General features: G+C 74.9%; 16 protein-coding genes. 11 read left to right on the top strand and 5 right to left on the bottom strand.

Going from position 1 to position 16,269, the window contains the following annotated elements; translation table 11 throughout:
* The first annotated feature begins 20 nt into the window (after nucleotides 1–20).
* From zapE to ACIQFX_RS27435, 5 genes are all read left to right on the top strand, one after another.
* The gene (zapE, locus tag ACIQFX_RS27455) at nucleotides 21–1,106 is read left to right on the top strand and encodes a cell division protein ZapE (RefSeq protein WP_402468551.1); all 1,086 of its coding nucleotides are present in this window, start codon (nucleotides 21–23) and stop codon (nucleotides 1,104–1,106) included.
* 34 nt (nucleotides 1,107–1,140) lie between these two features.
* The gene (locus ACIQFX_RS27450) at nucleotides 1,141–1,566 is read left to right on the top strand and encodes an OsmC family protein (protein ID WP_402468548.1); all 426 of its coding nucleotides are present in this window, start codon (nucleotides 1,141–1,143) and stop codon (nucleotides 1,564–1,566) included.
* A 167-nt stretch (nucleotides 1,567–1,733) separates the two neighbouring features.
* Entirely contained in the window at nucleotides 1,734–3,095 is a 1,362-nt protein-coding gene (locus tag ACIQFX_RS27445) for an alkaline phosphatase PhoX (RefSeq protein ID WP_402468546.1), read from the top strand.
* A gap of 158 nt (nucleotides 3,096–3,253) precedes the next feature.
* The gene (locus ACIQFX_RS27440) at nucleotides 3,254–3,571 is read left to right on the top strand and encodes a hypothetical protein (protein WP_402468543.1); all 318 of its coding nucleotides are present in this window, start codon (nucleotides 3,254–3,256) and stop codon (nucleotides 3,569–3,571) included.
* Between the two features lie 105 nt (nucleotides 3,572–3,676).
* Nucleotides 3,677–4,537 (top strand): polysaccharide deacetylase family protein, encoded by an 861-nt coding sequence (locus ACIQFX_RS27435; protein ID WP_402468801.1) that lies wholly within the window; start codon nucleotides 3,677–3,679, stop codon nucleotides 4,535–4,537.
* Nucleotides 4,538–4,564: 27 nt separating this feature from the next.
* On the opposite strand, the gene ACIQFX_RS27430 is transcribed toward ACIQFX_RS27435, so the two are convergent.
* Genes ACIQFX_RS27430 through ACIQFX_RS27420 form a run of 3 tightly spaced genes read right to left on the bottom strand, consistent with a single transcriptional unit; the run spans nucleotide 4,565 to nucleotide 6,803 of the window.
* Nucleotides 4,565–5,215: an ABC transporter gene (locus ACIQFX_RS27430; RefSeq protein ID WP_402468540.1), complete on the bottom strand. Its 651-nt coding sequence runs from the start codon at nucleotides 5,213–5,215 to the stop codon at nucleotides 4,565–4,567.
* Nucleotides 5,212–6,090 carry an ATP-binding cassette domain-containing protein gene (locus ACIQFX_RS27425; RefSeq protein ID WP_402468538.1) on the bottom strand — a complete coding sequence of 293 codons (879 nt, stop codon included), beginning with the start codon at nucleotides 6,088–6,090 and terminating at the stop codon, nucleotides 5,212–5,214. Before ACIQFX_RS27425 ends, ACIQFX_RS27430 begins: the two co-directional genes overlap by 4 nt.
* Nucleotides 6,091–6,125: 35 nt before the next feature.
* Nucleotides 6,126–6,803 (bottom strand): AIM24 family protein, encoded by a 678-nt coding sequence (locus tag ACIQFX_RS27420; RefSeq protein WP_402468535.1) that lies wholly within the window; start codon nucleotides 6,801–6,803, stop codon nucleotides 6,126–6,128.
* A 71-nt stretch (nucleotides 6,804–6,874) separates the two neighbouring features.
* On the opposite strand from ACIQFX_RS27420, the gene ACIQFX_RS27415 reads away from it, so the two are divergent.
* From ACIQFX_RS27415 to ACIQFX_RS27400, 4 genes are all read left to right on the top strand, one after another.
* Entirely contained in the window at nucleotides 6,875–7,558 is a 684-nt protein-coding gene (locus ACIQFX_RS27415; RefSeq protein WP_402468532.1) for a peptidyl-tRNA hydrolase, read from the top strand.
* A gap of 82 nt (nucleotides 7,559–7,640) precedes the next feature.
* Entirely contained in the window at nucleotides 7,641–9,128 is a 1,488-nt protein-coding gene (locus ACIQFX_RS27410; RefSeq protein WP_402468529.1) for a DUF692 family multinuclear iron-containing protein, read from the top strand.
* A gap of 2 nt (nucleotides 9,129–9,130) precedes the next feature.
* Nucleotides 9,131–10,183: a TIGR04222 domain-containing membrane protein gene (locus ACIQFX_RS27405; RefSeq protein WP_402468526.1), complete on the top strand. Its 1,053-nt coding sequence runs from the start codon at nucleotides 9,131–9,133 to the stop codon at nucleotides 10,181–10,183.
* A gap of 69 nt (nucleotides 10,184–10,252) precedes the next feature.
* Entirely contained in the window at nucleotides 10,253–11,026 is a 774-nt protein-coding gene (locus tag ACIQFX_RS27400; RefSeq protein ID WP_402468524.1) for a TIGR04222 domain-containing membrane protein, read from the top strand.
* Nucleotides 11,027–11,251: 225 nt separating this feature from the next.
* On the opposite strand, the gene hemQ is transcribed toward ACIQFX_RS27400, so the two are convergent.
* Together hemQ and hemG are read right to left on the bottom strand one after the other, a co-directional pair.
* Nucleotides 11,252–11,965: a hydrogen peroxide-dependent heme synthase gene (gene hemQ, locus ACIQFX_RS27395; RefSeq protein ID WP_402468521.1), complete on the bottom strand. Its 714-nt coding sequence runs from the start codon at nucleotides 11,963–11,965 to the stop codon at nucleotides 11,252–11,254.
* Nucleotides 11,966–11,982: 17 nt separating this feature from the next.
* Nucleotides 11,983–13,446: a protoporphyrinogen oxidase gene (gene hemG, locus ACIQFX_RS27390; RefSeq protein ID WP_402468519.1), complete on the bottom strand. Its 1,464-nt coding sequence runs from the start codon at nucleotides 13,444–13,446 to the stop codon at nucleotides 11,983–11,985.
* Nucleotides 13,447–13,639: 193 nt separating this feature from the next.
* Here hemG and ACIQFX_RS27385 point away from each other — a divergent pair, with 193 nt between their 5' ends.
* Both ACIQFX_RS27385 and ACIQFX_RS27380 read left to right on the top strand, forming a co-directional pair.
* Nucleotides 13,640–14,695 carry a DUF4349 domain-containing protein gene (locus ACIQFX_RS27385; protein ID WP_402468517.1) on the top strand — a complete coding sequence of 352 codons (1,056 nt, stop codon included), beginning with the start codon at nucleotides 13,640–13,642 and terminating at the stop codon, nucleotides 14,693–14,695.
* Nucleotides 14,696–14,705: 10 nt separating this feature from the next.
* On the top strand, nucleotides 14,706–16,079 hold the full coding sequence (locus ACIQFX_RS27380; protein WP_402468514.1) for an FAD-dependent oxidoreductase: 1,374 nt from the start codon (nucleotides 14,706–14,708) through the stop codon (nucleotides 16,077–16,079).
* Nucleotides 16,080–16,269: the final 190 nt, after the last annotated feature.

Genomic DNA, 16,269 nt, shown 5'->3' with positions numbered 1-16,269 from the left:
GACGATTACAGTGGGGAACTGTGTCGACCCGCGCCCTCTCCGAAGCCGCCTCCGCCGAGGCGGCCCCGCTCTCGCTCTGCTCCCGAGAGCCCCACGTCCCCGCCGACCGCCTCGTCGCGGAGATGGTGCCGCCGCCGCGGTTCGACTCGGTCCGGTTCGACACGTACCTCCCGGACCCCAACCAGCCCAGCCAGACGGACGCCGTCAAGGCGCTGAGCACCTTCGCCGAGGGCCTGGGCGGAGCGCACGCCTCCGGAGCCGGCAGGCGCCGCTGGTTCGCCAAGAAGCCGGCCGCTCCGACCGGGCCGCGCGGGGTCTACCTCGACGGCGGATACGGCGTCGGCAAGACCCACCTGCTCGCCTCCCTCTGGCACGCCACCCCCGCCGAGCCCTCGCTGAAAGCTTTCGGCACCTTCGTCGAGCTGACCAACCTGGTCGGCGCGCTCGGCTTCCAGCAGACCGTGAAGACCCTCAGCGGGCACCGTCTCCTCTGCATCGACGAGTTCGAGCTCGACGACCCGGGCGACACCGTCCTCGTCTCCAGCCTCCTCGCCAAGCTCGTCGAGGCGGGCGTGGCGCTCGCCGCCACCTCCAATACGCTCCCCGGCAAGCTCGGCGAGGGCCGCTTCGCCGCCGCCGACTTCCTCCGCGAGATCCAGGGCCTCTCGGCCCACTTCATGCCGCTGCGGATCGACGGCGAGGACTACCGCCACCGCGGCCTGCCCGAAGCCCCCGCCCCGTACACCGACCAGGTCGTCACGGAGACCGCGTACGCGACGCCGGGCGCCTCCCTCGACGACTTCCCGCACCTGCTCGAACACCTGGCCAGGGTTCACCCGAGCCGGTACGGCGCGCTCACCGACGACCTCACCGCGGTCTGCCTCACCGACGTCCGGCCGGTCCCCGACCAATCGACCGCGCTGCGGCTCGTCGTCCTGGCCGACCGGCTCTACGACCGCGAGATACCCGTCCTCGCCTCCGGACTCCCCTTCGACAAGCTGTTCAGCGACGAGATGCTGAACGGCGGCTACCGCAAGAAGTACTTCCGGGCGATCTCTCGGCTCACCGCGCTCGCCCGCGACGCGAAGGGCCTCGTCGCGCAGTAGCTTGGTGGCCGTACCCGATCGAAAGGGATCCACCATGGCCACCGTGCGTCACGCACACACCGTCTGGCAGGGCGACCTCCTCAAGGGCTCCGGCGTCGTCACCCTCGACTCCTCCGGCCTCGGTTCGTACGACGTCTCCTGGCCCGCCCGGTCGGAGGAGCCGAACGGCAAGACGAGCCCCGAGGAGCTCATCGCCGCCGCGCACTCGTCCTGCTTCTCGATGGCCTTCTCCAACGGCCTGGCCAAGGCCGGCAGCACGCCGACCCGCCTGGAGACCAAGGCCGACGTCACCTTCCAGCCGGGCGAGGGCATCACCGGCATCCACCTGACGGTGACCGGCGAGGTCCCCGGCCTGGACGCGGACCAGTTCAAGGCGCTCGCCGAGGAAGCGAAGAAGAACTGCCCGGTCAGCCAGGCGCTCACGGGCACGACGATCACCCTCACCGCGAACCTCGCCTGACCCCGGGTCGGACACGGAACTGACCTGACCCCAGGTCAGAACACCCGCCACACGAGGCAGTTGTGGCCCGCATGGTTCACGCGTCACGACGGTGCGTGATACACACATGCGGGTCACACGTCACACACCACCTGTCTGTCCGCCAACAGGAAGTGGGTTGTTGCCTCATGTCCGCAACACGACGTCAGCTCCTGTCCCGCACCGGCGCGTCCGTCGCCGGCATCGCCTTCACCGGCGCCCTCAGCGAACTCTTCGCCGGCAGCGCGGCCGCCGCCGGAAGCCGGGGCGGCTACGGCCCCCTCGTCCCCGACCCGGCCGGACTCCTCGACCTGCCGGCCGGCTTCCGCTACAAGGTCCTCTCCCGGCAGGGCGATCCGCTCCGCTCCGGCGAAGGACCCGTCCCGAGCAACCACGACGGCATGGGCGCCTTCCCCGGCCGCCGGGGCCGCGTGCACCTCGTCCGCAACCACGAGAACCGGGTCACCGGGAAGATCGGCGTCCCGACCGTCCCCGGTCTCACGTACGACCCGGCCGCCAAGGGCGGCTGTACGGTCCTGGAGCTCGACGGCCGGAGCAACGTCCTCGGCGAGCGCGTCGCCGTCGCCGGCACCGCGGTCAACTGCGCGGGCGGGCCCACCCCCTGGAACACCTGGCTGACCTGCGAGGAGACCGAGGACCGGGCCGGCACCAACGGCTACACCAAGGACCACGGCTTCGTCTTCGAGGTCGACGGCGCCGACCCGCACCGCACCGGAGCCGTCCCCCTCACCGCCATGGGCCGTTTCCAGCACGAGGCCGTCGCCGTCGACCCGGGCAGCGGCATCGTCTACGAGACCGAGGACGCCTTCGACCGCCCCTTCGGCCTCTTCTACCGCTTCCTGCCCCACCGGCCGCTCGGCGGCACGGGGTCCCTCCGCGCCGGCGGCGCCCTGGAGGCCATGCGCGTCCCCGGCGTCCCCGACCTGTCCCTCGTCCAGGAGCCCGGTGCCCGCTTCGAGGGCGTCGAATGGGTCCCCGTACCCGACCCCCTGGCCACCACCACCCCCATCCGGCTCCAGGACTTCGGGCCCCGGGGCATCACCCACGCCCAGAAGCTCGAAGGCTGCTACTGGGGCGGACGGGCCGTCTACTTCGTCTCCTCCTTCGCCCGCCTCAAGGACGGCTCCGCCGCCACCCACTTCGGCCAGGTCTGGAAGTACGAGCCCCACCGCCGCCGGCTCACCCTCGTCGTCGTCTTCGGCCCCGACACCGACGTCCGGCTCCCCGGCGAATCCCCCGACAACATCTGCCTCGCCCCCACCGGCGGCCTCATGGTCTGCGAGGACGGCGACGGCGCCCAGCACGTCTTCGGCGTCAGCCGCGAGGGCGAGGTGTACCCCGTCGCCCGCGGCGCCCAGAACATCGGCACCCCGGACACCCCCGAATGGGGCGAATTCGCCGGCGTCGCCTTCTCCCCCGACCGCGGCACGATGTACGTCAACTGCTACACCCCCGGCACGACCTTCGCCGTCACCGGCCCCTGGTACTGACCCGGCCCCGCTCCGGCGGCCGCACGCGCGTGCGGCCGCCGGAGTTCCGTCGCAGGATCGGGGGAGGACGAGCGGCGCGGCGGCGGAAGGGGCACGAGACGGCGAAGGCGGACGACGGGAAGAGGAGGCGGAAGCCCCGGGAACCGGCCCTGCGCGAGGTGCTCCGCGCCCCCCGGGGCGAGCGCGTCGACCTCGGCCCGTACGACGCCTCGGCCACCCCGGCCGGCCCCGCCGGCGAGGCCGCCGGACTCGCCGCGTCCGCCGCCCTCGCCCCGCGGCCCCGGCTCGACCTCCGCTACGACGAGATCAACCGCTTCGAGAAGGCCCTCGCCGACGACGGCGTCACCCTCGTCAAGGTCTTCCTCCACCTCCCCTACGAGGAACAGCGCGCCCGCCTCCTCGAAGCCCTCGCCCCGACCTACCCCCCGGGCGACTTCGACGTGGAGCGGTGCCGGGCGCGGCTGCTGGAGACGTGAGCGGAGCCACCGCGTGGCCCCGTCCGTCCTGACGCCGCTGTCGAGTCGCGAGCATCAGAGACTTTGATCGGTTAACTTCCGATCGTGAACATTTCTGTACGAAAGATGGCGACGCTCGGCCTCCTGGGCGTCGTCCTCGTCGGTTGCGGCGGAGGTGGGGCGGAGAGCCCGGCGCGCGAGGCGGAGGCCCCGGTCGTGTCGCGCGGTGCGTCGCCGAAGGCGAGTGCGGCGGCCGCCGGCCCCGCGCCGGCGCACGCGCCGACCGCGCCGCCCACGATGGCGGCGGGCCCCGGCGGGCTCACCCCGGTGTACACGCGGAGGACGAAGGGGGCCGAGAAGGTCGTCGCGCTGACGTTCGACGCGGACATGACGGCGGACCAGGGACCGAGGGCGGCGCGGGGCGAGCGGTTCGACAACCCGGAGCTGATCGCGACGCTGAGGCGGCTCGAGGTGGACGCGACGGTGTTCATGACGGGCCGTTGGGCGGAGGAGTACCCGGAGCAGGCGAAGTCGATCGGCGGGGATCCGCGGTTCGAGATCGCGAACCACTCCTACAGCCACTACGCCTTCGCGTCGCCGTGCTACGGGCTGCCGACCGTCGCGGGTCCCGACATGGCGACCGACGTGCAGCGGGCCTTCGACGCCTTCCGCGACGCCGGGGCGGTCAACGTCGTCCCGTACTTCCGCTTCCCCGGCGGCTGCTACGACGACGCCGCGCTGCGCGCCCTCGCCCCGACCGGCGTCACGGCGGTCCAGTGGGACGTCGTCAGCGGTGACGCGTTCGCGAAGGACCCCGGCCCCGTCGCCGAGCAGGTCATCGACGAGGTGAGGCCGGGCTCCCTCGTCGTCCTGCACTGCACCCGCAGCGCCGCCCCCGTGACCGAGCGGGCGATCCGCCGCATCGTTCCGGAACTCCGCGCCCGCGGCTACCGCTTCGTGAAGGTCTCGGAACTCATGAGCCGGTGAGCCGGCGGGGCCGACGGCGGGCTCTGCTCACTCCAGGCGGGCCGTGGCCCGGGAGGAGAGGGCGGCCGCGACCGCCGCGAGGAGGAGGGCGGCGGCGCAGGCGAGCACGGGCGGGTCGGCGGTCGCGGTCCGGGCGCCGGTGATCAGGGCGGTCATGGCGTGCTTCGCCGGGGAGCCCGTCGTGACCAGGGCGAGCAGGGAGCCGAGGACGAGGGCGGTGAGGGACCAGCCTGGGGCGGGGAGGAAGGGCCGGGAGGACAGGACGCCGACGGCGGCACCGGTCAGGGCGCAGGTGAGCGCGGCGAGCAGGCCGGTGGATCCGGCGGCGAGCACGGTGACGCCGCGGCGGTCGCTCACCGCCGTCACGGTGAGGACGGCGACGGTGCCGACGAGCGCCGGCCAGGCGGTCCCGGTGAGCAGCGCCGCGAGGTGCGCGCGGCCCCGGCCCGCGGCGGCGGCGATCACGCTCCGGGCGGCGGGCGGCTCCTGCGTGAGGCAGATCCGCACCGACCAGGCCGCGACGGGCAGCAGCGCGGCGGCGGTGAAGCCGAGGGCGCCGAGCACGGGTTCGCCGGCGCGCACCCCGACGCCGACGACGGCCACGTACAGGAGCAGCGGCGCCAGCCAGCGTTGCGAGCGGAGCAGCAGTCCCGACTGGTAGCGCAGGAGCGCCGTCATACCCGTACGCCTTCGCCGTCGAGGTGGTGGACGTGCCAGGAGGCCGCGAGGAGCGCCCCGAGGAGCGCGTCGGAGTGCGCCGCGTCCACGGTGAGGACGAGGGTGCCGGTCCGGGTGGCGGAGCCTTCGCGGTCGGGTGCGGGCTCGGTGACGGGGTCGCCCGGTAGGCGCGCCGGGAGCGGCCGGCCGCCGGACACGGTGATCCTGACGAGGGGTCCGGGGGCGCTCGCCGCCGTCTCGCGCACCTCCCGCACCCGGCCCGCCGCCACCGCGTGCACGGCGTCCGCCTCGCCCGCGAGCCGCCGTGGGTCGTGGTCGACGAAGACGACGGTCGCGCCCGCCGCGAGGCGTTCGCGGACAGCGCCGTCCAGTTCCGCGCGGGCGCCGGTGTCGAGGCCGGTCCAGGCCTCGTCGAGGACGAGGAGGCCGGGTTCGGCGAGGAGCGCCTGGGCCACGGCGACCTTCTGGCCGGTGCCCTTGGAGAGTTCGGCGAGGGGGGTACGGGCGTGGTCGGCGGCGCCGAAGCGTGCGAGCCACTCCACCGCGCGGGTGCGGGCGGCGGTGCGGCCGATGCCCTGGATCCGCGCGAGGTGGACGAGGTAGTCCGCGGCGGTGAACGGCAGGGCCGCCGGGAAGCGCTCGGGGACGTACGCGGTGCGGGCCGGGCGGCCGGTGATCCGGCCCTCGGTGGGCGCGTCGACGCCGGCGAGGAGCCGGAGCAGGGTGGACTTGCCGGTGCCGTTGGCGCCGACGATCCGGACGAGGGAGGCGGCGGGCAGCGTCAGCCCGACCTCGCGCAGGACCCACGGTCCGCGCAGCCCGTGCCGTCGCCCGACCCGCTCCAGTCTCGTTCCCGTACCCGATCCGGCGCTCACCGCGGCCCCCGCTCCCCGCCCGTTCCGCCCCGGTCTCAGTTCGACGCGTTCTTCTGCGGGGTGAGCTCGCTGGGGCGGACGACGACGAAGCCCTGGCCCTCCAGCTTGAGCTGGACCGCTTCGCCCGAGCCGCCGCGGATCATCGAGCCGAGCGACTGGGAGCGGTGGAGCGAGGTGTGGAGCTGGTCGCTCCAGCCGACGACGGCGTCGGTGTCGACGTAGACCGGGGCCTGCGGGGTGACGGGGATGACGATCGGGGTGCCCTCGCACATCAGGGCGATCTTGCCGTACCCGGAGAAGACGGAGTTGAAGATGCCGCCGCCGGTCATGCCGGCGCCCTTCACGGTCTTGATGTCGTAGTGGAGGGTCGCGTCGAAGCAGAGCACGTTGCGGCCGTTGACGGTGAAGGCCTCGCCCTGCTCGATCTCGACGATGAAGCAGTTCTGCGCCTCGTGCGCGAACCAGGCCTCGCCCTGACCGCGCACGGCCATCAGCGCCAAGCCCTCGCCGGTGACGGCCCGCTTGAGGAGGCCGCCGATGCCCTGGCCCTTGCGCTCGAACTGGAGGTCGCCGCGGAAGGCGATCATGGAGCCCTGTCGGGCGTGCATCTCGCCGTTGACGGTGTACTTGACGGACTTGGCGTTCTGGAGGGTCATCCCCGGGAAGCCGGCGGTCTCGGCGAGGTGTTCGCCTGCGAAAAGATCACTCTTCATGAGGGGCATCCTGGCCCGGAAGGGATGATTCCCACAAGAATCACTCGTCGCGGCAGTGGCAGACTTGCCGGGTGAGCAGCAACGAGACCGATCTCCGTGACGAAAAGCCCCAGTTCGTCCTCCCCCTGGTCGTCCGCATCGAGAAGGACGCGCCGCCGGCCAGGACCGACGCCCTGGAGACCGCGGCGCGGGCCGTCCTGGAGATCCTCACCGACGACCGCTCCCTCGGCGACGGCGCGTGGGCGCGGGCCATGGCCGACTGGCAGGACGCCCGCATCCGCAAGGTGGTGCGCCGGGCGCGCGGCGCCGAGTGGCGGAAGGCGGGCGCGCTCCCGGGGATCACGGTCGACGGCGAGGAGGCGGAGGTACGGGTCTTCCCGCCGGTCCCGCTCGACGGCTGGCCCAAGGAGCTGGCCAAGCTCCAGGTCTCGGGCACCGACCTCGACGACCCGGCCGCGCCCGGCCCCGTGCCGGACGGGGCGGCGGTGCTCTGGCTCAACCCCGAGCTCGACATGTCGGCCGGCAAGGCGATGGCGCAGGCCGGGCACGGCGCCCAACTGCTGTGGTGGGCGATGTCGGAGGCCGAGCGCACGGCGTGGCAGGAGGCCGGTTTCCCGCTCGCGGTCCGGACCGCGACGGCCGGGGACTGGGCGGATCTGACGACGAGCGGGCTCCCGGTGGTGCGGGACGCCGGCTTCACGGAGATCGCACCGGGCTCGTGCACGGTGGTGTCCGCGTTCCCGAACCTCAAATGAAGCTCTGAACGTCCCCCTCGCGGGGTTCGAACGTCGCCGCCCGGGTCATCACCGGGGTGACTGAGGACCGAAGGAGGGGGACATGACGGAACTCGGCATCGGCATCGGCTGGCGTCCCGAGATCGCGGAGGCGGTGGAGGCACTGCCCGGCCTCGACTGGGTCGAGGTGGTCGCGGAGAACATCTGCGCCGGCCACCTGCCCGACTCGCTGACCCGGCTGCGGGCCCGCGGCGTGACGGTCGTCCCGCACGGCGTCTCGCTGGGGCTCGGCGGCGCGGACCGGCCGGACCCGGCGCGGCTCGCCGCGCTCGGGGAGAAGGCGGTGGCCCTGGGGGCGCCACTGGTCTCCGAGCACATCGCGTTCGTACGGGCCGGGGGGCCGCTCACGGCGACGCCCCTGATCGAAGCCGGCCACCTGCTGCCGGTGCCGCGGACCCGCGACGCGCTCGACGTCCTCTGCGAGAACGTCCGGATCGCCCAGGACGCGCTGCCGGTGCCGCTCGCCCTGGAGAACATCGCGGCCCTCATCTCCTGGCCGGGCGAGGAGATGACGGAGGGGCAGTTCCTGGCGGAGCTCGTCGAGCGCACGGGGGTGCGCCTGCTCGTCGACGTCGCCAACCTGCACACCAACCGCGTCAACCGCGGCGAGGACCCGGCAAGGGCCCTGTCCGAACTGCCCGTGGAGGCCATCGCGTACGTCCACGTGGCGGGCGGGGTGGAGCGCGACGGGGTCTGGCACGACACCCACGCGCATCCCGTGCCGCCGGCGGTGCTCGACGTCCTCGCGGACCTCGCGTCGCGGGTCTCGCCGCCGGGGGTGCTGCTGGAGCGGGACGACGACTTCCCTCCCGCGGAGGAGCTGGCCGGGGAGTTGCGCGTGATCCGGCACACCGTCACCACCGCCGCCGTGGGCCCGCGTTGTCCGGGTGCCGTGCGGACGGGCACGCCCCACCGGCACGGCGCCCGTGCGTCGATACCCGCGCCCCGCCGGGCCGTCACCGCCCCGGAGCAGTCCCTGCTCATCGGCGCCGGCGCCCGCGTCTCGGGCGGCCCCATGCCGGGCGCGGTCCCGGCCTCGGTGGAGACCCCGGCCCCGGTGGAGGCTCCGACGGAGGCACCGGTGCGGGCGCTCGCCCCGGTGGAGGGCTCCGCCCCGCGCGGGGACGCCCGGCAGCGCCTCGGCCTCGCGCAGGCCTCGCTGCTGTCGGCGCTGGTCGCGGGCACGCCGGTGCCCGAGGGCTTCGACAGCCGGAGGCTCGGGGTGCAGAGCAGGGCGCTGGCGGCGAAGCGGGCCGGAGTCGTCGCGAAGGTCGCGCCGGAGCTGCCGGAGATCCTGGGGAAGGGGTTCCGGCCGGCGTTCCTGGCGTACGCGAGGTCGCGTCCCATGAGCGGCGGATACCGCCGGGACGCGCTGGACTTCGCCGAGCACCTGCTGGTGGCCGGGCGTCCGGAGGACGCGGAGGCGCGGCGGAGGCTCACGGAGTGGTGGCAGGACCGTTCCGGCAGCCGGCCGCCCGGCCGTGCGACCCGGCTGGTCCGGGCCGCCCGTCACGCACTCGTACGGAGATGACCATGGGCATTCTGACGCTCCTCCTCTACACGGCCGGTGTCACCGGCATCGTGCTGCTCGTCGCCCGGGTGGTGCGGTCGCGCCGCGGTTCCGGCGGGCCGGTGCACGACCGGTACGAGGCCGCCTTCCTGAGCGGCGGGCCCGCCCGGGTCGTCGACACGGCGCTCGCCTCGCTCCAGGCGGACGGCAGGATCGCGATCGGCGGTCCCGGCATCGTGGCCGTCGTGCGCCCCACCGCGTACGACCCCGTCGAGCGGGCGGTGCTCACCGAGCACGCCGCCGCCCCGCACGGGGCCCTGCACCACCTGCGGACGGCCGTCATGCGGCACCCGGCGGTCCAGGAGATCGGCGACGGGCTCGCGGGGCGCGGGCTGATCGTCGACCCGGCGACCCGGCGGACGACGCTCCGCCGGTGCGCCGTCCTCGGCTTCTCCGCCTTCCTGTTCTTCCCGGTCGCCGCGGTCCTGACGATCGTGGACTTCGCGACCTCCCCCGACGCGTCGGTGCCGTTCCTCGTGAAGGTGCTGCCGCTGCTCTTCGGCGCGGGGGTCACGGCCCTCGTGTGCGGGGCGGTCTCCGCGAAGCCGGTCACCCCGGCCGGGCTGCGGGCCCTGTCGGCGTACGGCCGCGGGCACGGGCACCTCGCGGACGCCGGACACCTGGTGGCCCTGCACGGGCTGCGGGCGCTGCCGGACCCCGTCCTGCGCGAGCAGCTCCTCGCCGCCGCGCGGGTCAACGGGGGGCCGCGCGGTCGCGGGCTCAGGCAGCGGACGCCGTCGACGCACCACTCGTCGGCGGACGCCGCGGTCCTCGGCGTGGCCGCCACGTGGTGCGCCGACAACGGCTCCTGCGGCGGGGGCGTCGGCTCCGGCCCGTCCGGGTCCTCGTGCTCGTCGGGTTCCTGCTCGTCCGGGTCCTGCTCCTCGGGCGGGTCCTGCTCCTCGGGCGGTTCCGGCTGCGGCGGCGGTTCGAGCAGTTCGTGCTCCAGCTCCGGCGGGAGCTCGTGTTCGAGTTCCAGCGGGAGTTCGTGCTCCAGCTCCAGCTCCAGCGGCTGACCGCTCGTACGCACGGCGGGCGCGCCCATTCGAGTGGCGGGCCCGCCCGTCCTCCCGTAGAACTCGGACATGATCTGGGTTCCCCTGTTCCTGCTGGCCTGCGTCGTGGCGGGCGTCGGCTGCGCGCGGGTCTGCCGTGCGGCGCTCGCCGCCGCCCTGCCCCACCCCGCCGCCCCGGGGAGCGCGGCCGACCCGGAGCTCGCCCTGTGCGAGGCCGCGTACCTGGCCGGCGGTCCGCTGCGGGTCACCGATCTGACCCTGGTGTCGATGCACCGGGGGCGGCGGCTGCTGCTCGCCCACACCGGCTGGGCGACGGTCGTCGACGCGGGCGGCGCGGACCGGGACGAGCTGGAGCGTGCCGTGCTCGGGGCCATCGGGCCGGGCGGCCAGTGCCGCGTCCCCGCCGTACGTCCGGTGGTGGCCGCCGGCGACGCGGTGCGGTCCATCGAGGAGCGGCTCGTCGGCCTGGGGCTCGCCGTGCCGGCGGCCCGCCGCCGTGAGGTCGCGGACGGACTGCGGGCGGTGAAGGCCGGTTTCGCACTGAGCCTGGTGCTCGGGACGGCCGCGGCGCTGCTCGTCCCGGCGGCCGAGCGGACCCTGGTGGTGGCCGCGTTCACGCTGCCGCTACTGGCCTCGGGGCTCTGCCTGCTGATCGGCGTGGTCGAGCGGTACCCGTACACGCGCTGGGCCTCACCGGCCGGGCAGCGGCTGCTCTCCGGCCTCTCCCCCGCCGATCCCCTCACCGCCCTGGCGACGCGCGGACCCGCGGTCCTGGAGCCCGAGCTGCGCGCGGCGCTCCGTGGGCAGGCCCGCCGGGGACGGGACGTCCGGGACCGGTCGTAGGGGTCCGGGGAGGACGTGCGGCACCGGCCGCAGGAGGTCGGGGGCTCTGTCGAAAGGCCCCGGAAATGACGCCGGTGCGGCGCGCGTCACGCGCGCCGCACCCGGAGCCGGACCCGGTGTCGCTGGAGCGGCAGGCACGTGTTTCCCGCCTGCCGTCTGATCTTCCGGGTCGAGGGGTGGCGCGCCCGGCCGGGAGCCGGGCCGCCACCAGGTTTCGTACGGCCGTCAGGCCAGGCCCGCCACCAGGTCGGCGACGCTCTTGCGGCGACCGGTGTAGAAGGGGACCTCTTCGCGGACGTGCATCCGGGCCTCGGAGGCGCGCAGGTGGCGCATCAGGTCGACGATGCGGTGCAGCTCGTCGGCCTCGAAGGCGAGGATCCACTCGTAGTCGCCGAGCGAGAAGGAGGCGACCGTGTTGGCGCGGACGTCGGGGTAGCCGCGGGCCATCTTGCCGTGGTCGGCGAGCATGCGGCGACGGTCCTCGTCGGGCAGCAGGTACCAGTCGTAGGAGCGCACGAAGGGGTACACCGAGACGTAGTCGCGCGGGGTCTCGTCGGCCAGGAAGGCCGGGATGTGCGACTTGTTGAACTCGGCGGGGCGGTGCAGCGCCATGTTCGACCAGACCGGCTCCAGAGCGCGGCCCAGCTTGGTGCGGCGGAAGAGGCTGTACGCCTCCTGGAGCTCGTCGCTCGTCTCGGCGTGCCACCAGATCATGACGTCGGCGTCGGCGCGCAGACCGGACAGGTCGTACGTGCCGCGGACCGTGATGTCCTTGGCGGCGAGCTGGTCGAACAGCTCCTGGGCCTCGTCGGCGAAGCCGGCGCGGTCCTCGGGCAGAACGTCGCGCAGCTTGAAGACAGACCACAGGGTGTAGCGGATGACCTCGTTGAGGTCCTTCGCCTTCTTACCGGCGTTCGGGATCTTTTCGGGCGCACTCATACGCCTATTCTCGCCCGTCACGAGGAGTGCCCCGCACCGGGGTCGGTCCTTTGCGACGTGGCGAGGATCTCCTCCGCGATCCCGTCCGCCGCGCGGTGGGCCGAGGCGACGCAGGCGGGGATGCCCACACCGTCGTACGCGGCTCCCGCGACGCGCAGTCCGGGAAGGGCCGCGAGGGCCCCGCGGACGCGGGCGACGCGGTCCAGGTGGCCGACCGGGTACTGGGGCAGGCCGCCGATCCAGCGGGTGACCGCGGTGGCGACGGGGCGGGCGGTGAGCCCGGTGGCGGCGGCCAGGTCCTTGACGGAGGCGGCGACGAGGTCGGCGTCCTCGCGGTGGACCTGCTCCTCCTCGCCGTGGCGGCCGACGGAGGTGCGCAGCACGAACAGGTCGGGGGCGGAGTCGCCGACCCAGTTCCACTTTTGGCTGGAGAAGGTGGAGGCCTTGATCGTGTGTCCGTCGACGGGCGGGACCAGGAACCCGGAGCCGGGCAGCTCCGGCACCTCGGAGCGGCGGAAGGCGAGGGTGACCAGGGCCATCGAGGCGTACTCGATGGCGTCGAGCTCGGCGGCGGCGTCCGGGGCGTGGCCGCCGAGGAGTCCGGCCGCGACGCCGGCGGGGGTGGCGAGGACGACGGCGTCGGCCTCGAACGTCCGGTCGGGGGTGACGACCCGCCAGCCGGTGGCGCCGGAGCGGAGCAGCGCGGTGACGGGCGTGCCGGTGAGGATCTCGCCGCCGGCGGCGCGGATCGCGTCGGCGACCGCGCCGGGCAGGGTGCCGATGCCGCCGTCGAGCCCGAGGAAGGCCGAGCCGCCGAGACCGGTGGCGGCGCCCGCCGCGTCGGCGGGGACGGCCGCGCCGGCCTGCTGCACGGCGCGGACGGCCGCGGTGAGGGTGGGGTGGACGCGGGCGGCCTCGAACAGGGCGGGCACGGCCGCCTTCATCGAGATGCGGTGCGCGTCACCGGCGTACACGCCGCCGAGGAGGGGTTCGACGAGCCGGTCGACGACCTCGTGGCCCATGCGCTCGGCGACGTACGCGCCGATGGCGATGTCCTCGCCGATCTCGGTCGGCGGCAGCTCCGGGTCGGCGTCGATCCGGCGCAGGCCCTCCGGGGAGACGAGCCCCTCGACGGCGCGGGCGTCGCCGGGGACGCCCATCACGTGGCCCTTGGGCATGGGGATCAGCTCGCCACGGGACCAGACGGACGCGGTGGTGGTGCCCGGGGCCTGGAGCCGGTCGCCGAGGCCGACGGCGCGGGCCAGGGCGACCGCCTCGGGGCGGCGGGCGAGCAGCGACTCGGCGCCGAGGTCGACGGGCGCGCCCGCGATCTCCCCGGCGAGGAGCTTGCCGCCGACCCGGCCGCCCGCTTCGAGGAGGGTCACCCGGTGGCCGGCGAGGGCCAGCCGGTGGGCGGCCGCGAGTCCGGCGATACCGCCTCCGGCGACGACGACATGGGATCCCGTGGTGTCCGCGTTCATGGGACCACTCTCTCAAATCGCCCGTCTCCGGCGGACCGCCGTCCGCCTGTCGGCCGTCCGGGTCCCGGGCGGGTCCGCCGCTCCCGTTCCGAGGCCGGACCGTGACCGCATCGCTACCGCCGGAGGGAAACCCGTTCCGCCCGCCGGTACGTCCAACCGCCGGCACTCACCCACCAACCCCCGGGGGGAACTCATGCGGAGCGTACGAACGACGGCGAGAACGCGGACGGCGGCGGGACCGGCGGTGCGGGCGAGGACCGTGGCGGCGGCGCTGCTCACGGCCGCGCTCGTGCTGACCGGCTGCGGCGCCGGAGGGAGCGCGGAATCGGGCGGGGACGCGAAGTCGGACCTGAGCGCGGCGCGGCCCGCCGACGGGGCGGCGGCGGACACGGACGAGCGCGGTGCCGTCGACGGTTCGTCGGGCGCCGGGAAGCCCGCGTCGCAGGCGTCCGCGCGGCCGCAGCACGTCATCCGGACGGCCTCGCTGTCCGTGGAGGTCGCGGACGTGGCGAAGGCGCTGGCCACGGCCCGGCAGGTGGCGGCGGGCGCCGGCGGGCGGGTCGAGAACGAGGCGACGGAGCGGGTCGACGACGCGTACGTCACCTCCCGTGTCGTCCTGCGGGTGCCGCAGGAGCGGTACGACTCCGTCCTCACCGAGCTGGCGGGCACCGGCAAGCTCCTCTCCCGCACGGCCGACGCCAAGGACGTCACCGACCAGGTGGTCGACGTGGAGAGCCGGATCGCCACCCAGCGGGCCAGCGTGGCGCGGGTGCGGGCGCTGATGCAGCGGGCGGAGCGGCTGGCCGACGTCGTGACCCTGGAGGGCGAGCTGAGCCGCCGCCAGGCCGACCTGGAGTCGCTCCTCGCCCAGCAGGCCTCGCTGAAGGACCGGACGACGCTCGCGACGATCACGCTCGAACTCATGGAGAAGGAGAAGCCGGCGGCCGAGCCCGAGGAGGGCCGCCCGGGCTTCGGGGACGCCCTGAGCGGCGGCTGGAACGCCCTGGTCGGCGCGGTGGCCTGGGTCGGCATCGTCCTGGCGGCGCTCGCGCCCTGGCTCGCGGTGGCCCTGGTCGTCTTCGTCCTCTGGCGCCGGCTGGTGCGGCCCCGCCTGGCCGCCCGCGCGGCCCGGCGGCCCGAACCCGCTCCGGTACCGGGGGCCCGGGTGGAGCGGAACGCGGCGGGCGCGGTGGTGAACGCGGCCGGGGTGACCCCGGAGGCCGGGCCTCCGGAGGCCCCGGAGAAGTAGCTTCTCTCCCATGAGCGAACGACTGGTGGTCATCGGTGGCGACGCGGCGGGCATGTCCGCCGCGTCGCAGGCGCGCAGGCTCAGGTCCGCCGGGGAGTTGGAGATCGTCGCGTTCGAGCGCGGTCACTTCTCCTCGTACTCGGCCTGCGGCATCCCCTACTGGGTCGGCGGTGACGTCGCCGCGTCGGCGGAGCTGATCGCCCGCTCCCCGGAGGAGCACCGGGCCCGGGACATCGACCTGCGGATGCGGACCGAGGTGACGGCGATCGACGTGCCGGGGCAGCGGGTCCTCGCCCGCGATCTGGAGGCGGGCACGGAGTCCTGGACGGGCTTCGACAAGCTGGTGATCGCGACCGGCGCCCGTCCGCTGCGCCCGCCGCTGCCGGGGATCGACGCGCCCGGGGTGCACGGGGTGCAGACCCTGGACGACGGCCGGGCGCTGCTCGACTCGCTGGCGCTGACGCCGGGGCGGCGCGCGGTGATCATCGGTGCCGGCTACATCGGGGTGGAGATGGCGGAGGCGCTGCTCGCCCGGGGCCACGAGGTGACGGTGCTGACCCGGGGCGAGCAGCCGATGACGACCCTCGACCCCGACATGGGCCGGCTCGTGCACCGGGCGATGGACGGTCTCGGGATCAGGACGGTCGTCTCGGCCGCGGTGACGAAGGTCCTCACCGGTGACGACGGGCGGGTGCGGGCGGTGGCGACGGACGCGGCCGAGTACCCGGCGGACGTGGTCGTCCTGGGCACGGGCGTGGTGCCGGAGACCTCGCTCGCGCGGGCGGCGGGGCTGCCGCTCGGCACCTCGGGCGGGCTCCTCACCGATCTGGCGATGCGGGTGCGCGGCCACGGGAACGTCTGGGCGGGCGGCGACTGCGTGGAGGTCCTCGACCTGGTGTCGGGCCGGGAGCGGTACGTGCCCCTGGGGACGCACGCGAACAAGCACGGTCAGGTCATCGGGGCGAACGTGGGCGGCGACTACGCGACCTTCCCCGGGGTGGTGGGGACGGCGGTGTCGAAGGTCTGCGACCTGGAGATCGCCCGGACGGGCCTGCGGGAGAAGGACGCCCGCGAGGTCGGGCTGCGGTACGTGACGGTGACGATCGAGTCGACCAGCCGCGCGGGCTACTACCCGGGCGCCGCGCCGATGACGGTGAAGATGCTGGCCGAGCGGCGTACGGGACGGCTGCTCGGGGTGCAGATCGTGGGCCGGGAGGGCGCGGCGAAGCGGGTGGACATCGCGGCGGTGGCGCTGACGGCGGGGATGACGGTGGAGTCGATGACGGCCCTCGACCTGGGGTACGCGCCGCCGTTCTCGCCGGTGTGGGACCCGGTCCTGATCGCGGCCCGCAAGGCGACGGCGGCGGTCCGCGCGGCGGGCTGAGCGCGGAACCGGCCGCACGCGGAACCGACCGAGCGCGCAACCGGCGGGGGGGGGGGGGGGGGGGGCCCCCCCCCCCCCCCCCCCCCGGGGGGGGGGGGGGGGGGGGGGCGCCCCCCCCCCCCCCGCCCGCCCGCCGCCCCGCCCCCCCCCCCCCCCCCCCCCCCCCCCCCCCCCCCCCCCCCCCCGGTCC

This window comes from Streptomyces sp. NPDC093089 (genome assembly GCF_044754405.1).
Classification (GTDB): Bacteria; Actinomycetota; Actinomycetes; order Streptomycetales; family Streptomycetaceae; genus Streptomyces.
Note: the sequence above shows the minus strand (reverse complement) of the source record. Positions and strands in the feature narration are given on the sequence as shown.

Bases quoted from the DNA above. Each gene is read 5' to 3' on its own strand.
- ACIQFX_RS27380 (WP_402468514.1), top strand. From the start codon at position 14,706: ATGAGCGAACGACTGGTGGTCATCGGTGGCGACGCGGCGGGCATGTCC.
- ACIQFX_RS27405 (WP_402468526.1), top strand. From the start codon at position 9,131: ATGGGCATTCTGACGCTCCTCCTCTACACGGCCGGTGTCACCGGCATC.
- ACIQFX_RS27410 (WP_402468529.1), top strand. From the start codon at position 7,641: ATGACGGAACTCGGCATCGGCATCGGCTGGCGTCCCGAGATCGCGGAG.
- ACIQFX_RS27400 (WP_402468524.1), top strand. From the start codon at position 10,253: ATGATCTGGGTTCCCCTGTTCCTGCTGGCCTGCGTCGTGGCGGGCGTC.
- ACIQFX_RS27420 (WP_402468535.1), bottom strand. From the start codon at position 6,803: ATGAAGAGTGATCTTTTCGCAGGCGAACACCTCGCCGAGACCGCCGGC.
- ACIQFX_RS27430 (WP_402468540.1), bottom strand. From the start codon at position 5,215: ATGACGGCGCTCCTGCGCTACCAGTCGGGACTGCTGCTCCGCTCGCAA.
- ACIQFX_RS27385 (WP_402468517.1), top strand. From the start codon at position 13,640: ATGCGGAGCGTACGAACGACGGCGAGAACGCGGACGGCGGCGGGACCG.
- ACIQFX_RS27445 (WP_402468546.1), top strand. From the start codon at position 1,734: ATGTCCGCAACACGACGTCAGCTCCTGTCCCGCACCGGCGCGTCCGTC.
- hemQ (WP_402468521.1), bottom strand. From the start codon at position 11,965: ATGAGTGCGCCCGAAAAGATCCCGAACGCCGGTAAGAAGGCGAAGGAC.
- ACIQFX_RS27435 (WP_402468801.1), top strand. From the start codon at position 3,677: ATGGCGACGCTCGGCCTCCTGGGCGTCGTCCTCGTCGGTTGCGGCGGA.
- ACIQFX_RS27450 (WP_402468548.1), top strand. From the start codon at position 1,141: ATGGCCACCGTGCGTCACGCACACACCGTCTGGCAGGGCGACCTCCTC.
- hemG (WP_402468519.1), bottom strand. From the start codon at position 13,446: ATGAACGCGGACACCACGGGATCCCATGTCGTCGTCGCCGGAGGCGGT.